Annotated in this window: 14 protein-coding genes; 7 read left to right on the forward strand and 7 right to left on the reverse strand. The window is 61.3% G+C overall.

Features of this window, described 5'->3' with window-relative positions:
* Positions 1-88 precede the first annotated feature (88 nt).
* Positions 89-526, reverse strand: a complete 438-nt coding sequence (gene trxC / locus KYK33_RS09365; RefSeq protein ID WP_224432795.1) for a thioredoxin TrxC — start codon at positions 524-526, stop codon at positions 89-91.
* A 133-nt stretch (positions 527-659) separates the two neighbouring features.
* Here trxC and KYK33_RS09370 point away from each other — a divergent pair, with 133 nt between their 5' ends.
* The 3 genes from KYK33_RS09370 (at position 660) to KYK33_RS09380 (ending at position 7,479) form a co-directional block, all read left to right on the forward strand.
* Positions 660-3,443, forward strand: a complete 2,784-nt coding sequence (locus KYK33_RS09370; protein WP_224432796.1) for a hybrid sensor histidine kinase/response regulator — start codon at positions 660-662, stop codon at positions 3,441-3,443.
* Positions 3,444-3,664: 221 nt separating this feature from the next.
* The gene (locus KYK33_RS09375; protein ID WP_224432797.1) at positions 3,665-5,401 is read left to right on the forward strand and encodes an ABC transporter transmembrane domain-containing protein; all 1,737 of its coding nucleotides are present in this window, start codon (positions 3,665-3,667) and stop codon (positions 5,399-5,401) included.
* A gap of 326 nt (positions 5,402-5,727) precedes the next feature.
* The gene (locus KYK33_RS09380; protein WP_224432798.1) at positions 5,728-7,479 is read left to right on the forward strand and encodes an ABC transporter transmembrane domain-containing protein; all 1,752 of its coding nucleotides are present in this window, start codon (positions 5,728-5,730) and stop codon (positions 7,477-7,479) included.
* 55 nt (positions 7,480-7,534) lie between these two features.
* On the opposite strand, the gene KYK33_RS09385 is transcribed toward KYK33_RS09380, so the two are convergent.
* Positions 7,535-8,710 (reverse strand): hypothetical protein, encoded by a 1,176-nt coding sequence (locus KYK33_RS09385; RefSeq protein WP_224432799.1) that lies wholly within the window; start codon positions 8,708-8,710, stop codon positions 7,535-7,537.
* Between the two features lie 313 nt (positions 8,711-9,023).
* On the opposite strand from KYK33_RS09385, the gene KYK33_RS09390 reads away from it, so the two are divergent.
* On the forward strand, positions 9,024-9,497 hold the full coding sequence (locus KYK33_RS09390; protein WP_224432800.1) for a PaaI family thioesterase: 474 nt from the start codon (positions 9,024-9,026) through the stop codon (positions 9,495-9,497).
* A gap of 133 nt (positions 9,498-9,630) precedes the next feature.
* On the opposite strand, the gene ybcJ is transcribed toward KYK33_RS09390, so the two are convergent.
* Entirely contained in the window at positions 9,631-9,864 is a 234-nt protein-coding gene (gene ybcJ, locus KYK33_RS09395; protein WP_042042325.1) for a ribosome-associated protein YbcJ, read from the reverse strand.
* A gap of 261 nt (positions 9,865-10,125) precedes the next feature.
* On the opposite strand from ybcJ, the gene KYK33_RS09400 reads away from it, so the two are divergent.
* Together KYK33_RS09400 and KYK33_RS09405 are read left to right on the forward strand one after the other, a co-directional pair.
* Positions 10,126-10,689: a VC2662 family protein gene (locus KYK33_RS09400; protein ID WP_224432801.1), complete on the forward strand. Its 564-nt coding sequence runs from the start codon at positions 10,126-10,128 to the stop codon at positions 10,687-10,689.
* A gap of 175 nt (positions 10,690-10,864) precedes the next feature.
* The gene (locus tag KYK33_RS09405) at positions 10,865-11,620 is read left to right on the forward strand and encodes a DUF429 domain-containing protein (protein ID WP_224432802.1); all 756 of its coding nucleotides are present in this window, start codon (positions 10,865-10,867) and stop codon (positions 11,618-11,620) included.
* Between the two features lie 130 nt (positions 11,621-11,750).
* Here KYK33_RS09405 and KYK33_RS09410 read toward each other — a convergent pair whose 3' ends face one another.
* The 4 genes from KYK33_RS09410 to KYK33_RS09425 form a co-directional block, all read right to left on the reverse strand.
* Positions 11,751-12,575 carry an EamA family transporter gene (locus KYK33_RS09410; protein WP_224432803.1) on the reverse strand — a complete coding sequence of 275 codons (825 nt, stop codon included), beginning with the start codon at positions 12,573-12,575 and terminating at the stop codon, positions 11,751-11,753.
* Positions 12,576-12,640: 65 nt separating this feature from the next.
* Positions 12,641-14,389 carry a putative 2-aminoethylphosphonate ABC transporter permease subunit gene (locus tag KYK33_RS09415; RefSeq protein ID WP_224432804.1) on the reverse strand — a complete coding sequence of 583 codons (1,749 nt, stop codon included), beginning with the start codon at positions 14,387-14,389 and terminating at the stop codon, positions 12,641-12,643.
* A complete protein-coding gene (locus tag KYK33_RS09420; protein WP_396021386.1) occupies positions 14,377-15,396 on the reverse strand; it encodes an ABC transporter ATP-binding protein in 1,020 nt (339 codons plus the stop codon). The genes KYK33_RS09415 and KYK33_RS09420 overlap by 13 nt, the downstream gene beginning before the upstream one ends.
* Before the next feature lie 253 nt (positions 15,397-15,649).
* On the reverse strand, positions 15,650-16,654 hold the full coding sequence (locus KYK33_RS09425; RefSeq protein ID WP_224432805.1) for a putative 2-aminoethylphosphonate ABC transporter substrate-binding protein: 1,005 nt from the start codon (positions 16,652-16,654) through the stop codon (positions 15,650-15,652).
* Positions 16,655-16,952: 298 nt separating this feature from the next.
* Between KYK33_RS09425 and phnW the strand changes: the two genes are divergently transcribed.
* Complete coding sequence (phnW, locus tag KYK33_RS09430; RefSeq protein WP_224432806.1) at positions 16,953-18,059, forward strand: 2-aminoethylphosphonate--pyruvate transaminase; 1,107 nt, start codon at positions 16,953-16,955, stop codon at positions 18,057-18,059.
* Positions 18,060-18,133 lie beyond the last annotated feature (74 nt).

Consider the following 18,133-nt stretch of genomic DNA (forward strand, 5'->3'; position numbering starts at 1 on the left):
AACAGGGGGAGATCCCCAAATTTTGGAGGGGCTCACAGAGCTGTTCGCATCCCTCACAAAAATGAAACACAGCTGAAACAAAGGTGCATCAATCTGTGGTGGTTTTCTCGGCAAGCCACTGCTTGAACCCCATCTTGGGGAGCGAGCCTGATTGCCTGGCGATCAGCGCACCCCTATGAAACAGCAGCAGGGTGGGAATAGTACGAATGCCATAACGGGCAGCTATCTGGGGTTGCTGCTCGGTATCGAGTTTGACGAAGCGTATGTTGGGTTCGAGTTCGCGGGCCACCTCGGCAAAGACGGGGGCGAACTGCTGGCAGGGGCCACACCAGCTGGCCCAGCAATCGACCACGACGGGCAGATCGGACTGGATCAACAGATCGAAGTGGCTGCTGTCCCCCTCGACGGGGGTACGAGCAAACAGGGGCTGTTGGCAGCGGCCACATTTTGCATCGTTCTGCAATTTTGTGCTAGGCAGCCGATTGCGGGTCAGGCACTGGCTACAATAGGTGGTAATAGTTGTCATTGGGCGCTCCTCCTGGTCGTTATGTGTTGATTTAGCACATCCATTTCACTTTCAGGGCTCGCTGGCGCTAACATGGCAGCGCCTCGATATCTTCTGCCGGCGGGAGCACGTCATACATGAGAGTGAAAACGGGATGAATAGTAACACAAGGTCTAACCGCCTGATCTTATGTGTGGTCATCGCCACCCTGCTGCTGTTTAGCGGCTACTGCTGGCGCCTGCTCATCCAGCAGCAACGGGCTTTCGACTTGAGTGTGGCCGCCGAGATGATCCTCAATCGGGTCAATACCGACACCGTCTATCTGTTGGGGCACGAGCAAGCCAATGATGAACAGGTGCAACAACGCCTCGAACAACTTTCGGTCAATCTGGACAGGTTTGTGCGCAAAGTGCAGCAGGATCCAGATTCTGCTGGCAACTCCTATGCCCAGGCGCTGCTTCAAAATGTTGAGCGCTATCTACTCGACTTGACCCGCCTCTCCTCCATGGAGATGGGGCTGTCGTATATAGAAAAGCCCTTCCAGCAGCAGTTGCAGACAGTGCTGAGGGAGGCCGATGCCAGTCTGCAGTTGGCCTTGCATAGCCTGGCGCAACAGGTTCATTACCTGAAACGCAACTGGGATCCTGCCGATCAAAAAGCCATCAACCAATTGCTGCAGCAGTTGGAGACGCACAGCGACAAGGTGCCGTCCCTGCGCAGTCTGATCTCGCTCACTCAGGATGTGACCGAGCAAGTTGCCGCCTACCATGAGCTGCGCAATCAGGTGATCGACATGCACGAGCTCGAGGGGCTGGTCGACTGGAAGCAGAACAAGATCCGGCAAGCATCTGAGCTCAAGAGCCGCTTCTTCCTGCTGGTGTTGGCCGGTGCCCTGATAAGTTTTGCCCTAGTGGCCCTGACCCTGTGGCGACGCAACCAGCGGCTGAGCGAACTCTCCCGGGAGACCGGACTGCTGGCCCAGGCCAAGAGTGATTTTCTGGCCAACATGAGCCACGAGATCCGCACCCCCATGAATGCCATCATCGGCTTCAGCACCCTGGCGCTGCAGACCCCCCTCAGCCAGCAACAGCGGGATTACCTTGGCAAAATAAAGTCCTCCTCAGACACCTTGCTGCTGCTCATCAACGACATTCTCGATTTGACCAAGGTGGAATCTGGCAAGCTGAGCCTGGAGGAGATCGATTTTGACCTGGCCGAGCAGATAGATTCCCTGGCGGGCATGTTCGCCGACCTGGCGGAGCGCAAGCAGGTCGAGGTGATCATCAACAAATCGGTGGCGGTGCCCGATTTTCTGCGTGGCGATCCCTTGCGCCTGGGGCAGGTATTGGTCAACCTGGTCAACAACGCCATCAAATTCACCGAACGTGGCGAGGTGGAGGTTGCCATTACCCTTGCCAGTGTCGATCCCATGCGGGTGCGTTTTAGCGTGCGTGATACCGGCATCGGCATCGCCGAGGAGAAGCAGGTTCAGCTATTCCAGCCCTTTACCCAGCTGGAGGCGGGCAATACCCGTAAATATGGGGGCTCTGGTCTTGGCCTCAATATCTCCCAGCGGCTGGTGGAGCTGATGGGCGGCAAGATCACGGTGCAGAGCAAGCCGGGGGCCGGCTCTTTGTTCCAGTTCGAGATCCCGATGCACAAGGCGCTCTATGGGGTTTCGGGGCGGCGGGTCTTCTTCGAGCAAGAGCCGCTCGTTCTGGTGATGGATGACAACGAGCTGGTGCTTGAGCTCATCAGCGGCATGCTGGGGCGCTCCGGGGCCAGAGTGATACAGGCCAACAGCGTCTCGCGGGCCCGGATGGTGCTGCGTGAAGAGGGTAATAACCTGCAACTGGCCATCTTTGACTGGCGAATGGGCCAGGAAGATGGCCTGGACCTGGCGCTGGAGATGAGTCAGCACAGTCAGTGGCGACTCATCCCCATTCTGATGACCAGCGCCTGGGCCAAGGAGGGGCTGCAGGTACGGATGGAGAGCATAGGCCTCAACCATTTCCTCGCCAAACCCATGACGGAGAACGCCTTGCTCGCCAAGGTGGATGAATTGCTCAATGGCAGCTCTTTCGACAGGCGGATGCGCCAGGCGGAGGTCCAGGGGGATCAGCAGAATTTCCATGACTTGCTCAAAGGCACCCGGGTGCTGTTGGCGGAAGACAACCGGGTCAATCAGCAGCTCATCCTCGAGTACCTCAAGCGGGTCGATGTGCAGGTGACTGTGGTCAGCAACGGGCGCGAGGCGGTGGAGCGGGTCGCCGAGCAGCCGTTCGATGTCATCCTGATGGATTTGCAAATGCCGGTGCTCGATGGACTGGATGCGACCCGCCAGATCCGCAAGATGGTCGACAAGCACGATGTGCCCATCATCGCCCTCACCGCCAGTGCCATGCCCGGCGACCGGGAGCGTTGCCTGGGGGTCGGCATGAATGGCTATGTCACCAAACCGGTCAGCAAGCTGGATCTCTACAACAATCTGATCCAGTGGCTCAAGCAGGTACCGAGTGGTCAGGCTGTGGTGGTCAAGCCCCCCGAAACCATGGATTTACTGGATTTGCCCGATGCGCTGCATCGACTCGATCAGGACAGGGAGGCCCTGCAGATCCTGTTCAAATTGTTCATGTCGGAGCATAAAGATGACCTGTGGGAGATCCGCTCAGCCTTGCGCAGGCCAGCACCCAAGGTGGCGCTGGGGCTGTTGCACACCCTCAAGGGGGTATCGGCCAATATCTCTGCCAGGCGACTCAATCTGATCGCCGCCGAGCTCGAATGGCGGCTGCATCAGGAGGAGGAGCTCAGTGAACAGGACCTGGATCGCTTGCAACATATCTTCAGCCAGACCCGGGATAGGGTATCTCACTACTTGATGACGGGGGATGGCAAGGAGATGCTCGCCCATGGCGAGGGGCGATTACCACGCTTCTAACCCGGCTGGACAGCCATGCAACGAGGGGCCTGATGGCCCCTCGTTGCTGACTGCTCCCCGCGCCGGCGTTGAGCAGGCGGGGCTCATCAAATGGCAATTATTCTCACGGCCGCCACTTCGCGCTATCATGTTGGCGCTGTGACCATGCCCGTTTGGGCATCATCTTCGCCCGCCATGCGGGCCCTTGCCTGTGGCACCGCCTTCATCATCAAGGATCCTGTGTGAGCGTATTTCTTCGTCTGGGTTGGTTTTTCAAGGAGCAGTGGCGACGTTATCTGATCGCCATCTCGCTGCTGGCCGTGGTGGCGCTGCTGACGGCGATCCCGCCCAAGATAGTGGGCTGGGTAGTGGACGGCATCGGCAGTGGTCAACTCGATCAGACCAAACTGAACCAGTATCTGCTCGGGCTGCTTGGCCTTGGCGTCATCATCTATCTGCTGCGTTACGTCTGGCGGGTCATGCTGTTTGGCGCCTCTTACCGCCTCGCTTACGTGCTACGAAACCGGCTCTTCGTCCATTTCACCCGCATGAGCCCGGATTTCTACCAGCGCCATCGCACCGGGGATCTGATGGCCCACGCCACCAATGACATCCAGGCGGTGGAGATGACGGCGGGCGAGGGGGTGCTCACCCTGGTCGACTCCATCATGGTGGGGGTCCTGGTGCTTACCATCATGTGCAGCCAGTACTCCTGGCAGCTGACACTGCTTTCGTTATTGCCCCTGCCGGTGATGGCTTACTTCATGAACCGCTTTGGCAAGCAGATCTACAAGGCGTTCAAGTCGGCGCAGGGGGCCTTCTCCCGGCTCAACAACAAGACCCAGGAGGCACTCTCTGGAGTGCGGGTGCTCAAGTCCTATGCGGTGGAGTCCCTCGAAGATGAGGGGTTTGCCGCCCTGACCCGGGAGGCGGGGGAGCGCAACATGGCGGTAGCGCGCATCGATGCCAAGTTCGATCCCGTCATCTATCTCTGCATCGGTTGCTCCTATTTCCTGGCGGTGGCTGGGGGCAGTGCCCTGGTGCTCAAAGGCGACATGACCCTGGGGGAATTGACCAGCTTTACCATGTATCTCGGTCAGCTCATTTGGCCCATGTTTGCCATTGCCTGGCTGTTCAACATCATAGAGCGGGGCAGCGCCGCCTACTCGCGTATCGAGCATCTGCTTGGGGAGCGGGGCGAGATCAACGAACCCGAGGCTCCCGTGCCCTTTACCGGTGCCTTTCCGTTGCAGGCGCAGGCTCTGGGGTTTGCCTTGAAGGAGCGCACCTTGCTCGCCGATATCCAGTTCACCCTGACCGAGGGCGGCATGCTGGGTATCGTTGGCCGCACTGGCGCCGGCAAGAGCAGCCTGCTCAAGTTGTTGATGCGCCTTGCCAATCCGAGCTCAGGCACCATCAGCATGGGGGGAAGTCCCATCGATGGCTTATCTCTTGAGGTGCTGCGCAGCCAGTATGCCTATGTGCCGCAAGAGCCCTTCCTTTTTTCAACCACCATCGCCGCCAACATCGCCCTGGGCTGTCCCGAGGCGAGCCAGCAGGAGATTGAGCGGGTGGCGCGCATCGCCTGCGTGCACGATGACATAGTGCGCTTTGCCAAGGGATATCAGACCGAGGTGGGCGAGAAGGGGGTTACCCTCTCTGGCGGCCAGAAACAGCGGCTCGCCATCGCCCGCGCACTGCTGCTGGCGGCGCCGATCTTGGTGCTCGACGACGCGCTCTCCGCGGTGGATGCCCATACCGAGCAGCAGATATTGATGGCCCTGAAAGCGCACCGACGTACCCTGATCCTGGTCAGCCACCGGATGACGGCGGTGGAGCAGGCCAACGAGATATTGGTGCTCGACAAGGGGCATATCAGCGAGCGAGGCAGCCATGCGGCCTTGATGGCCCATGATGGCTGGTATGCGGACATGGTGCGCTACCAGCGTCTGGAGCATGACTTGGAGGAGAGCCTGTGAACGCGATGATGAAAGAGTGCCTCGCCATCTACGCTGCCCATGCGCAGAATTGTCATCTCAACAGGGTGCGCTATCAGCCTCTGGGGCAGGATGTGGAGGAGAGCCTGTGAACGCGATGATGAAAGAGTGCCTCGCCATGTACGCTGCCCATGCGCAGGATTGCCATCTCAACAGGGGGCGCTATCAGCCTCTGGGGCAGGATGTGGAGGAGAGCCTGTGAACGCGATGATGAAAGAGTGCCTCGCCATGTACGCTGTCCATGCGCAGGATTGCCATCTCAACAGGGGGCGCTATCAGCCTCTGGGACAGGATGTGGAGGAGAGTCTGTGAATCCGACCATTAAGCGACTGCTGGGTTATTGTGCGCAATATCCGGCCTGGCTGACCCAGGCGGGCATCTGCCTGCTGCTCGCCACCGGGGCCGAAGTGGCAGGCCCGCTCATCATCAAGCTGTTTATTGATGATTACCTGGCGCCGCGCAATCTTGATTGGCCGATGATTGCCACCCTGGGGGCCAGCTATCTGGGGCTGCAACTGCTCTCGGCCGCCGGTTTCTATCTGCAATCCTTGCGCTTCAATCGCATCGCCCAAGGGGTGGTACAGCGCCTGCGCGAACAGGTATTTGCCACCGCCATCCGCCTGCCCGCCAGCTATTTTGATACGCATCGCTCGGGGTCGCTCATCTCGCGCATCACCAACGACACCGAGGCCATCATGAACCTCTATGTCCAGGTGATAGGCCTGCTGGTGCAGAAGCTGGTGCTGCTGTGCGGCATCCTCATCTCGATGGCGCTGCTGGACGTGCGGCTGATGCTGGTGTGTGCGGCGTTGCTGCCGGCCGTGGGGGCGGTGATGTGGCTCTACCAGCGGTTAAGTGTGCCCGTGGTGCGCGAGACCCGCAGCCTGCTGTCGGACATCAACAGCCGACTCAACGAATCCCTGCAGGGGATGCCCGTCATCCAGGCCATGGTGCAGGAGGTGCGCTTTGCCAACCAGTTTGCCGAAGTAAACCAGCGCCACTGGGCGGCGCGGCTCAAGAGCCTCAAGATCAACGGCATACTGCTACGCCCTCTCATCGATCTCTTCTACATGATGGTGCTCATCGGTCTGCTGGCGCTCTTTGCCCATGAAGGGGCGAGTGTGGGGGAGGCCATTCAGGTGGGGGTGCTCTATGCCTTCATCAGCTATCTGGGGCGCATGATAGAGCCCCTCATCGAGATGACCAACCAGCTCAACCAGTTGCAGCAAGCCATGGTCGCGGGGGAGCGGGTGTTCGCCCTGCTCGATGAGGGGCGAGAGAGTACCGAGGGCGCGGTTGTTCCCCTGGCTGGCCGAGTGAGCTTCCAGGAGGTGGATTTCTCCTACGATGGCCAGCAGCCCGTGCTGCAGGGGGTGGGTTTCACCGTCTCCCCCGGCCAGATGCTGGCGCTGGTGGGCCACACCGGCAGCGGCAAATCCACCATCATCAGCCTGCTGATGGGGTTTTACCCCATAGGGCGCGGCGAGATCCGCTTTGATGACAGCCCCCTGGCCAGGCTGTCACTGGCGGCGGTGCGGCGCAGCATAGGTCTGGTGCAGCAAGACCCCTTCATCTTCGTCGGCACCCTGGCCGAGAACCTGCGTCTGGGCCGCGATGGCATTGATGAGGCGAGGCTCTGGCAGGCCCTGGGTGAGGTACAGCTGGCCGAGTTCGTGGCCCAATTGCCCGATGGAATAGAGACCCAGCTGGAAGAGGGGGGCAAGAACCTCTCCGCCGGCCAGCGTCAGCTGCTCTCCTTTGCCCGGGCTCTGGTGGGGGATCCCCGTATTCTCATCCTGGATGAGGCGACGGCGAGTGTGGACTCCCAGACCGAGCTGGCCCTCTCCAAGGCGCTGGCGGCGGCGCGTCGGGGGCGCACCACCATAGCGATTGCCCACCGACTCTCCACCATAGTGGATGCCGACGAGATCCTGCTGCTCACGCGCGGCCAGGTGAGTGAACGTGGCAGCCACCAGAGGCTGATGGCCCAGCAAGGCCACTATGCCCAGCTGTTCGAGATGCAGAGCCAGGGGGCCTGGCTGGAAGAGAAACGGGCCTGAAGCCCTGCATAAAAAACAGCCGGCAGATGCCGGCTGTTTTGTTATTGGGGGAGGATCAGACCGTAGCTTTGCTCCGTGCGATCTGTTTGGGTTGCAGAGGCGGGAAGTCATCGTTGAAGAAGGTGTCGGCCTCTTCAATTTGTGCCTTGCGCTGCTTCTGAATGAAGGCGTCGAAATCCTTCTTGATCTCGGGATCCTTGAGCGCTTCGTAGTCAAACACGTTGGCGGCGTAGAGATAGTTGAAGTAGATATCGACAAATTCGGCGCTGGCACAGGCCGAGGTGAACTTGCTGTTCTGCCTGTCGAAGTTGATGCGGTACTGCTTGATCTTCGGCACATAGACCAGCTCGGTGCCTACCTTGAAGACTTCCACCGTGATCCCGACGGTGATGGTCTTGTAGAAGTCCTTGTTGTTCTCCACCCCGAAGCGGATGGCATCCCCCTGTTTTTCCAGGAACTTGTTGAAGCTGGCCAGGGCGCTGGTGCCCTGACTCACCACCACATCCATGATGAAGTTGATGAAGTCGGTGGCGATGCTGAGCCCCTTGATATGGCGGCTGTAGCTCTGCTGGTCGATCTTGCTTGGCCCCATCAAGGGTATCTTGGAGAGCGCAAGGGCCCAGAGGTCGGCATCTGTCTTGTATTGCTCGCCATAGGCTTCGGCGTAGCGGTTGATGTAAGAGGTGACCACCGAGGTGATGGCGATGAGATACGCCTTCTGCTCGGCCAGCTTGGCCATGACGGCGGGGTCGGTCAGCAGCTCGTTGGCCACGATGAACTCGACCAGGCCATCCTTGTCGGCATAGGGATCGTTGCCGACCGACTTGCTCTGGGCCAGACGTGCATCACCGAAGAAGGCATTGGCCTCGGCGAACTGATCGCGGGTATTGAGGCGGTTGGCACTGGCTTCGGGCAGCAGGCGGCAGAGCACCAGCTCGGCACTGTAGTCCGACTCGCGCAGGGTAAATTGGATCTGATTGCCGAAGGTCTTCTTATAGGCATGATTGAAGTCGATCAGCACCGAGTTGCAGCCGCAGTCCATGGCGAAATCCACCGAATAGCTCAGGGGGCCTGAGGGCAATGGCCGGCTCATCCGGCCCTTGACAGACAGGTTTGCATAACACTTGAGGTACTCCTTGCCAAAGAGCTCGTAGGCACGATTGTTGTTGAAATCCAAAGAGAAAGTACCTGCGCTCTCACCGCCATTGAACAACTGTTTATCGTTACTCATCTCTATATCCTTTTAAAGAAAATGGACCCTGTGATTGACCCTGGCTGGCTGCCCAGCTCAGGGCCTGAAGAGCCTAGTGGCGGAAAGAGCAGAACGTTACTGTTATATATGTCAGTTGTGACCCTGTCGGGCTGAACTAGTGGGGCTGGATGAGGTTAAAAGAGGGCGGTTTCAGAGCGTTAGCAGGTCGATGTCGAGGGGGAAGAAGTCGGTTGAGGGGAAAATAACCTCAATGAGGGGGATATCTGCCCTTGAATATGAATTGTCATACAGGCAACATCTCGTTCACACCCACTCATCGGATCAGTTAGCAATGGACCTGCAACGCCTCAAGGCCAACCTTGGCCTGCGCCTCTTCGCCTGGCGCTATATCCCTCTCATCGGCTTCTGTGGCCCCGTCATCGAACAGATGGATGAACGCGCCCTGCGCATTCGCATGCCCCTTGGCTGGCGTACCCGCAATCATCTGGGCAGCATGTATTTTGGCGCCTTGGCAACCGGCGCCGATCTGGTGGGTGGGCTGCTGGTGATGGAGAAGGGGCGGGCCAGGGGCAAGAAGGTGCACTTTGCCTTCAAGGATGTGCAGGGAGACTTCCTCAAGCGTCCCGAGGGGGATGTGCAGTTCGACTGCGCCGCCGGCGCATCGATTGACGCCATGATTGACGCCTCCCTGGCCAGCGGCCAGCGTATCAACCGGCCTATCGAGGTGGTGGCCAGTTGTCCTTCACTCAGCGGTGATGAGCCAGTGGCGCGCTTCGTGCTGACCTTGTCAATCAAGGCCAGTTAGCGAGCAGGGTTGCCGCGAAGAGGGCCCATCGGGTGTCGAGGCAATGGCAGATGCTCGGCCGATGGCGTCACCAGGGAGATCAAGAGAAGCTCGGACAGATGCCGCCAGCGGGCGCTGACGGCAGGCTGGGGGATTACGCTATCACCGGGCTCAGGCCAGCCTTGACCACCACCTTGCTGCCATTGAAGTTCACCACCTGCTCGGCCACTATCTTGCAGCGCTTGCGCGTCTCTACTTGTCCATCCACCTCGACCAGGCCTTCGGCAACCAGTGCCTTGGCGGCGCCGCCGCAATCGGCCCACCCCTGGTGTTTGATCAGATCGCACAGGGCAACGAAGGGGTGGCCTTCCAGCAGAAACGTCTCCATGGGAACTTCCTCTATTTATGATGCATAAGCGCAGGGCGGCCATTTTAGGCAGTTAACCTCCACATGGAAAGGGTTAGCCGCATCGATGCCATGATTGGGAGGAACTGAGGGGCCCGGTTCACCATAGCGGCGAGTGTCGCGCGTCGCAGGGTTGGTGGTGCGGGGTTCGACCAGACTGGTCGCAGCGCAGTCGGGGTGGGCTCGTGTCCCGGATGCCAGCTTGCTAGGCTAGCAACCCAGATCCTGCGCCAAGGAGTGCCCATGAACAAGCTGACCACACTGATTGCCTGCTCCACCCTGACCCTCGCCGGGGTAGCCGAGGCGGCCACTCCCATTCAGATCTCCCTGCCCGGCATCAACCTGCCCGCCTCCCAGCAGGTAGAAGGGGCGCGCGCCTCCTTGCTCTATGGTCGCACCGCCTCTGTGAAGGGCCTCGACCTGCCGGTGTTTGCCTTGTCGGATGTCAACAACTTCACCGGTTTGCAGCTGGGTGTTTTCTTTGGCGCAGGCCGGGTGCGCAATCAGTTCAACGGTGTTGCCATCAACGCCCTCAACTGGCATGACGGTCAGGACAGGGGCGTGAACCTGGGTTTTGTCAACCTGACCAATAATGTGCAAGGCCTCAACTGGGGAGCGGTCAACATCGCCCGTGGCAATGCCCTGGCCAACGTCGGTTTCGTCAACTATGCCGAACGCACCACCTTCCAGATAGGCTTCATCAATGCCACCAAGCATCTGGATGGCCTGCAGATCGGCCTGGCCAACTACGCCGAGAATGGCATCTTCCCCATCCTGCCCCTGATCAATTTCAAGAAATCCTTCTGATAGCACGCCGTCATCCCTTTATGAATGGCTGCGTCCTGTTTACCCTGTGCCCCTTCAGATCACCCATGAGGGAGCCTGGCCTATGAGCCCGAATACAGAGCGGAACACGATGGATAACGAGGGGGAGTCCGTGGCCTCGCACGGAGATGAGCATCACTCTCATATGGCACCAGACATGCTTCCTTGGCATCACTGGGATGCCATCGGCATTGGCTGGGATGTTCGTGGCTGGCAGGGCAAGGCCCAGGCGGTGGCACTGGCGGGATGGCGCCGGGAGGATGACAGCCTGCACTGGCTCGGGGTCTCGCCGCTGTTTCGGCTCAGTTCACGGGGGGTAGCTGATATCTTTTCGTTACTGATGCCGTTGCTCAAAAGCAAGGCAGGTTGCGATGAGTTGCTGAGTCACCCCCGTTTCGCCTTGGGAATGGATGCGCCACTTGCCTTTCCCCGAGGGTTTACTGCTTTGCTTCGGGGGGAGGTGCAGCAGATCGCCATTCCGGCGCGGGAGATAGACAACCCCTATGCCTATCGTGACTGCGAGCGCTGGCTCCATGAGCGCTATGGCAAGAAGCCACTCTCGGCGAGTTTCGACAGGCTTGGCAACAATGCCACCCTGGCGTTGGCCATGGCTCCGGCCCTGACCCCGTTACAACGGGTGCCACAGAAGGTCCCTGCGGCACCTCGGGCGCTGCTCGAGGTCTATCCCGCCCTGGCCAAGCAAGGGGGCAGGGCATCCTGCGCCCGTCCCGAGATCCATCTCCTCCTGCCCAAGACGCTGCAACCGGGCACGGATCAATATGACGCCGCCCTCTGTGCCCTGATGGCGCTGCAATATGCTGCCGGAGATAAAGTGAAAGCATTGCCTCCCTTGCAAGGCCCCCCTGCCGATTTTCCCCTGGACGAGGGGTGGATCTACCATTTCGTTCCCTGATCGGGCGTGCTCAGACCACACCTGGATCGTGGCGGAGGATTTCTGGCTAAGCGGGATAGACTCAAAAGCGCAGATCAATGCACTCAGCTATCAGATCGCACAACGCGCTGTGCAAGGTTCGCTCTCGCCTTCAACCTAGCCGCAGCAGCAAGACACCGCCAAGCAGGGTGAGGGCGGCCAGCCATTTGCCACGGCCGAGGCGCTCCTGAAAGCAAAGGGCGCCAATCAGGAAGGAGATGAGGATGCCGCTCTCGCGCAGGGCGCTGACCTGCGCCAGAGGCGCCTGGGTCATGGCCCACACCACGATGGCGTAAGCCAGGGTCGAGCAGGCGCCCCCCAGCAGGGCGAGCCACCAGCCCCGCCTCAATATCGGCCAGATCGCCCCCCCGAGGGCACGGCGCGCCAGCGCCAGCATCAGCCCCCCCTCCAGAGTCACCAACCAGAGCACATAGGCCACCGGCTGACCGCCGCTGGCCCGGGCCCCCATGCCATCGACCAGGGTGTAGCAGGCGATGAGGCAGGCGCACTGCCAGGGGCTGGGATCCCCCCTGTTCATTCCCTTGAGTCCAAGCAGGATCAGTGCGGCGGCGATGAGGGCGATGCCCGCCAGTGCCGTTCCTTGCGGCATGCCTTCGAGCAGCAGCGAGGGGATGAACAGCAGCAGGATGGCGCCGCCGCGCATCAGGGTATAGCTCTGGGCCAGGGAGCCAGCCCCATAGGCGCGGGCCAGCAGCTGGTAATAACCGACGTGGAGCAGGGCCGAAACCAGCAGAAAAGGCCAGGCGGCCGGGGCGGGCAGGGGCAGCCATGGCAACAGGGGCAGGGCGATGATGGCGCAACCCTGGCTGACCAGCAGCGTCATGGCGCCCTTGTCGCGGGCGCCCTTGATCAGGGCATTCCAGCTTACATGCAGCAGTGCTGAGCCGAGAACCAGGCTAAAGACGAGGGGGGACATAGGACTCCAATGTACTCAGTGAGACGGACAGGGCCAACTGGCCCTGTCTCTTGCTTGCCCTTGATTCAGCGCTGACGCCAGCGCTGGGTACGCAGCCCAAGGCAGTGTGACAGCAGGAAATAGACCCCCTTGGCCGCCATGGCGGTGAACATCAGGAGCACGGCCATGGCGGCTGCGCTGCCGGTCTGGCCCGCATCGTCCAGATTGAGGATGGCGATGGCGGCGGGCAGGGTATCGGGGGAGTAGAGGAAGACCAGGGCCGAGGTGGTGGTCAGGGCATTGACGAACAGATAGATGGCGACATCGAGCAGGGCCGGGCTGCACACCGGCAGCGTGATGCGCCAGAAGGTGAGGTAGCGAGGCAGCTTGAGGGAGCTGGCCACCGTCTCTATCTCGCTCGGCATCTGCTTGAGGGCGGCCTGCATCGTCATCTGGCCGACCGTGTAGTAGTGACACAGGGAGTTGATGACGAGCAGGGTCATGGTGCCGTAGAGCAGAGCGAGGGGGTTGCCTGGCTGGTTGAAGAAGAAGATGTAACCCAGTCCCAGCACCATGCCGGGTACCGCCATGGGCAGCAGCCCCAGCAGACTGATGAGGCGGCGCAGCCAGCCAAAGCCATCCCCCTTCTCCACCAGATAGCTACCCAGCATCACCAGGGCACTGCCAAACAGGGCGACCCCGGCCGCCAGGGTGAGGGAGTTGAACCAGGGCTGCCAGCCATAGGGGGTGGTGCTGGCAAAATCATAATGACGCAGGCTGAGGGTCAGATCCCAGGGCCAGAAGCTGATCAGGGAGCCATAGATGGCGACCCCTATCAGAGTGACGATGAAGAGGGCGATGAGAGAGCAGAAGATCAGGCAGCAGCCGTCACGCAGCTTGTGGGGGGCGGGGCGGTAAATGACGGCGTTGCTGGCAAGCTGCCCCCGCTGGCGACGGGCGAGCCAGCGATCCAGGCCGAAGGCGAGCAGGGCAGGCAGCAGCAGGAAGACGCTGGTGACCGCGCCCATGGTGAAGTTCTGCTGGCCTACCACCTGCTTGAAGATATCGGTGGCGAGCAGGGAATATTGACCCCCGATCACCTTGGCAACGGCAAAGTCGCATACCGCCAGGGTGAACACCAGCACCAGGGCGCTGAGGATGCCATAACGGGCATTGCCCAGGGTGATGAGCACGAAACGGCGCCAGCTTGGCAGCTTGAGCACCCGGGCGGCCTCGTAGATCCGTGCATCCGCCGTGTTCAAGGTGGTACAGAGTAACATCAGGGCATGGGGGAAGCACCAGAAGCCCAGGCCAAGCAGTATGCCGATGGGGCCATAGATGGACTCCCCCATCAGCCAGGATTTAAGCATGCCCTGGTTGCCAAACAGATAGATGAGGCTGATGGCGGGCAGCAGGGAGGGGGCCAGGATCGGCAGGTTGGCCAGCAGGCGAAACCATCGCCGTCCCGGCATGCAGCTGCGGGTCAGGGCGAAGGCGTAGCCGAAGGCGAGCAACACCACCCCGGCGCTCACCGTCAGCCCGATCAAGAGGGTGTGACCGGCGGAGGCGCGCAGCTGAGGAGAGGCGAGATAGTGCTGAAAGTTGGCCAGGCCGACGAACTGGCCGTTGCCGTCCTGCACGCTCTTTTGCAGCATGGCCAGCAGGGGGGCGGCCAGCCCCAGCAGCAGGAAGAGGCTGACGGCGAGCAGCAGGGCCAGAGTCAGCAGGCGATCCGCACGCCACTGGGACCGGGCAAGCAGGGAGAGGGTCGACATGGGGACTCCGAACAGGCACAGAGGCTCAGACTGGGGGTGGGGGGAGTTCAGGCGTGGCATGTGGGCTCCGGGCGGAAGTGATGCAGCTGATCCCGGGGGATCTCCAGGTGCAGGCGGCGGCCAGGGGCGAGATCCAGCGCCGCGAGCTCCCGCAATGGCACATTGACCTGCAGCGGTTCGGTCAGGGCGGGGTGATGGCAGGCGACCCGCATGTGATTGCCCTGGAAGGCGCAGTCCGAAATCTCGACCGGCAGTTGCCCCCCCAGAGATGAGAGGCGCAGCGCCTCGGGACGAATGCCGAGTTCGCCGCCTATCCCTTCCCCCGGACAGGCGAGCAGGCCTGGCAGGAAGTTCATCTGGCCGACGAAGTTGGCGACGAAGCGGCTGGCCGGGGCCCGGTAGATCTCCTCCGGGGTGCCGAACTGTTCGATGCGCCCGGCGTTCATCACCAGGATGCGATCGGCCATGGTCAGTGCCTCCTCCTGATCATGGGTCACCATGATGGTGGTGATGCCAAGGCGCCGTTGCAGGCGCTTGATCTCGTCGCGCAGATGCACGCGCACCTTGGCATCCAGGGCCGAGAGCGGCTCGTCGAGCAGCAAGAGGCCGGGGGAGAGGATCAGCGCCCGGGCCAGGGCGACCCGCTGCTGCTGGCCGCCGGAGAGCTGGGCCGGGTACTTGTCCTTGGCCGCCTCCAGATGGACCAGGGCCAGCCACTCGGCGACCCGGGTGGCGATGGTCTGGCTCGGCAGCTTCTGCTGGCGCAGGCCGATGGCGATGTTTTCGGTCACCGTCAAGTTGGGAAACAGGGCATAGGACTGGAAGACGATGCCAAAATCGCGGGCCTCGGGGGGGAGCAGGGTGACATCCTGGCCCCCCTGGCGAATGGTGCCGCTGCTCGGGGTCTCCAGCCCGGCGATCATCCGCAGCATGGTGGTCTTGCCGCAGCCGGAGGGGCCGAGGAAGCAGACGAACTCCCCCGCCTCGATGGCCAGGGAGAGGGGGTTGACGGCGGTGAAGCCATCGAAGTGCTTGGAGAGGTGTTCGAGTTGCAGATAGGCGCTCATCAGAGGACTCCTTCTTGGTGTAGACCAGATTATCCCGTCGTCAGATTGCAGCTTGATGACAATGGCGGCGAGGGAGAAAAAGGGGCGAGTCCCGGCAACGTCAGCGGCGCCCTTGGGCGCCGCTGTTGCTTTATCTTCGATCCGGCCGCTCTGCCGCCTGCCGGTGGGGATCACAGTCGTGGGGCAACCCTGATCAAGGGGCGCCGAACTCGGACTTGCCGCGGAGTGACAGAGCCAGTTGACCCGATGCGGATCACTGGGCCTCGGACTTGCCATCGAAGCGGCTGCTCCAGTCGGCGAGGATCTGGCCACGCTCCCTGGCCATCTTGGCGAAATCGAGGGGGATCATCGCCTGCTTCACGTCCGGGTAGTTGGGCACAGGTTTGCTCAGGGCTGCGATGCCGACCACGGGGTAGTTCTGGCTATAGAGGCGGTTGGCGCTCTCGCCGATGGACCAGTCAACCAGCGCCTTGGCGGCGGCGGATCCTTCGTTGACCAGCGCCACGGATTCGGTGTCCCAGCCGATGCCGCCCTTGGGCAGGATCACGCTGATGGGGGCGCCCTGAGTCTTGAGTTTGGCTCCCCGCAGGCTCATGGAGATGCCTGCCAGCACCTCGCCCTGGGCCGCCTGCACGCAGGGCTTGGAGCCCGAGTGGGTGTACTGGGCTATGTTGCCGTGCAACTTCTCCATGTAGGCCCAGCCCTTGTCATCCCCCAGGCTCTGCAACCAGGCGGCGACCATCATGAAGCCGGTGCCGGAGGAGGCGGGATTGGGCATGGCAATTTTCCCTTTGAACTCGGGCTTGAGCAGATCGTCCCAGCTGGTGGGGGCCGGGATGCCGAGGGATTTGCCCATGGCCTCGTTGAAGCAGACGGCGTTGAAGAAGGCGTCGTTGCCATACCAGGCCGGGTTCGCCTCCGGGTCGCGCAAGCCCGGATCCAGGGCCTCGGCCCCGACGGGATGGTAGGGCTTGATCACCCCCTCCTGTTTGAGCAGGGCGAGGGAGGATCCCGCCAGCCCCCACACCACATCGGCCTGGGGCCGCGCCTTCTCGGCCAGCAGCTTGGCGGTGATGACCCCGGTGGAGTCGCGCACCCACTTGATCTCGATGTCGGGGTGGGCCTGTTCGAAGGCCTGCTGATAGGGACCCATGATGTCGGTCTCAAATGCCGTATAGACGGTCAACACCTCCTTGGCGTGGGCGGTCGTGGCGAGGGTCATCATGCCCAGCAGGGCGGCGAGCTTGGTCATCTTCATCGAACTTTCCCTATTGCGGTGGAGTGGGGAGACTGGAGCGGGAGACCCGCGCCACCAATCTGGTTCATACCAGATGGTTGGATTGGCATGCTAGGAAGGAAAAATGACGGCTGGATGACGATGCGATGGCAATACTGTGACTCTTGCTGGCCAGTAATAACTGGCCATGACTGGGCTATATGAAGCTTTGATGAAGATTGCAGCTGGGCGCTTTACCCCCGCAAGTGGCCCTCATACCATGGCGCTTAATGGTATAGACCAGAGTGAATTGCCCACTAGCTGCCGACGATGAGGCCATATGAACAAGGACAATCCCTACCTGCTGCTGACCCCGGGTCCGCTCTCTACCTCCCGCACCGTGCGTGAAGCCATGCTCAAGGATTGGTGTACCTGGGACGACGACTACAACCTGGGGGTGGTGCAGGCCATCCGTGCCCGGCTGGAGGCACTGACCGGCTACCCGGATCTTTACAGCAGCGTCTTGATGCAGGGATCGGGTACCGCCAGCGTCGAGGCCTGCCTGGGCAGCGTGATCGGCCAGAACCACAAGTTGTTGATCGTCGACAACGGCGCCTATGGGGCCCGCATGGTCGAGATAGCACGCAGGCTAAACCTACTCCATCGGGTCTACCATCTGGACGAATATCAGCCAGCCGACCCTCAAGAGCTGGCCCGCCTGCTGGCCGAGGATGACACCATCAGCCATGTGGCAATGGTGCACTGCGAGACCACCACTGGCCTGCTCAACCCCCTGGAGGCTGTTGGCCGGGTGGTGCAGCAGGCGGGGCGCTGCTTCATCGTCGATGCCATGTCGAGCTTTGGCGGCATTCCCATCGATTTTCAGCGCGCCGGTATCGACTTTCTGATCAGCTCGGCCAACAAGTGCATCCAGGGTGTGCCCGGGTTTGGTCTGGTGCTGGCCAGACGCAGCCGGTTGCTGGCCTGCGAGGGGCTTGCCCGCTCCCTCTCCCTGGATCTGTTCGACCAGTGGCGAGTGATGGAGCAGGGGGGTGGCAAGTGGCGCTTCACCAGCCCGACCCATGTGGTGCGCGCCTTTTATCAGGCACTGCTGGAGCTTGAGCAGGAGGGGGGGGTAACCGCTCGTCATGCCCGCTATTGCGAGAACCAGCGCCGCCTGGTGGCCGGTATGGCGGCCCTGGGGTTCCAGCCCCTGCTCGCTGCGGCGAAGATGTCCCCCATCATCACCGCCTTCCTGGCCCCGACGGCGCCGGGCTACGACTTCAAACGCTTCTATGAGCGGCTCAAGGGGGCTGGGTTTGTCATCTATCCGGGCAAGGTCTCCCAGGCCGACTGTTTTCGCATCGGCAACATAGGGGAAGTCTATCCCGCTGACATAGATCGCCTGCTGGTCGCCGTGGCCGCCAACTGTGACTGGCAGGCCTGATCAGGCCACCGGGGGCGCCCCCTGATGTCAGGCATCCCATGCCATGCACCACCCATGACGGCAAGGCCACCCTT

The sequence above is a fragment of the Aeromonas rivuli genome (assembly GCF_020149575.1).
GTDB lineage: Bacteria > Pseudomonadota > Gammaproteobacteria > Enterobacterales > Aeromonadaceae > Aeromonas > Aeromonas rivuli.

Coding starts and splice junctions, on each gene's coding strand:
- trxC (WP_224432795.1), bottom strand. CDS start 526: ATGACAACTATTACCACCTATTGTAGCCAGTGCCTGACCCGCAATCGG.
- KYK33_RS09370 (WP_224432796.1), top strand. CDS start 660: ATGAATAGTAACACAAGGTCTAACCGCCTGATCTTATGTGTGGTCATC.
- KYK33_RS09385 (WP_224432799.1), bottom strand. CDS start 8,710: ATGAGTAACGATAAACAGTTGTTCAATGGCGGTGAGAGCGCAGGTACT.
- KYK33_RS09390 (WP_224432800.1), top strand. CDS start 9,024: ATGGACCTGCAACGCCTCAAGGCCAACCTTGGCCTGCGCCTCTTCGCC.
- ybcJ (WP_042042325.1), bottom strand. CDS start 9,864: ATGGAGACGTTTCTGCTGGAAGGCCACCCCTTCGTTGCCCTGTGCGAT.
- KYK33_RS09400 (WP_224432801.1), top strand. CDS start 10,126: ATGAACAAGCTGACCACACTGATTGCCTGCTCCACCCTGACCCTCGCC.
- KYK33_RS09405 (WP_224432802.1), top strand. CDS start 10,865: ATGCTTCCTTGGCATCACTGGGATGCCATCGGCATTGGCTGGGATGTT.
- KYK33_RS09410 (WP_224432803.1), bottom strand. CDS start 12,575: ATGTCCCCCCTCGTCTTTAGCCTGGTTCTCGGCTCAGCACTGCTGCAT.
- KYK33_RS09415 (WP_224432804.1), bottom strand. CDS start 14,389: ATGCCACGCCTGAACTCCCCCCACCCCCAGTCTGAGCCTCTGTGCCTG.
- KYK33_RS09420 (WP_396021386.1), bottom strand. CDS start 15,396: ATGAGCGCCTATCTGCAACTCGAACACCTCTCCAAGCACTTCGATGGC.
- KYK33_RS09425 (WP_224432805.1), bottom strand. CDS start 16,654: ATGAAGATGACCAAGCTCGCCGCCCTGCTGGGCATGATGACCCTCGCC.
- phnW (WP_224432806.1), top strand. CDS start 16,953: ATGAACAAGGACAATCCCTACCTGCTGCTGACCCCGGGTCCGCTCTCT.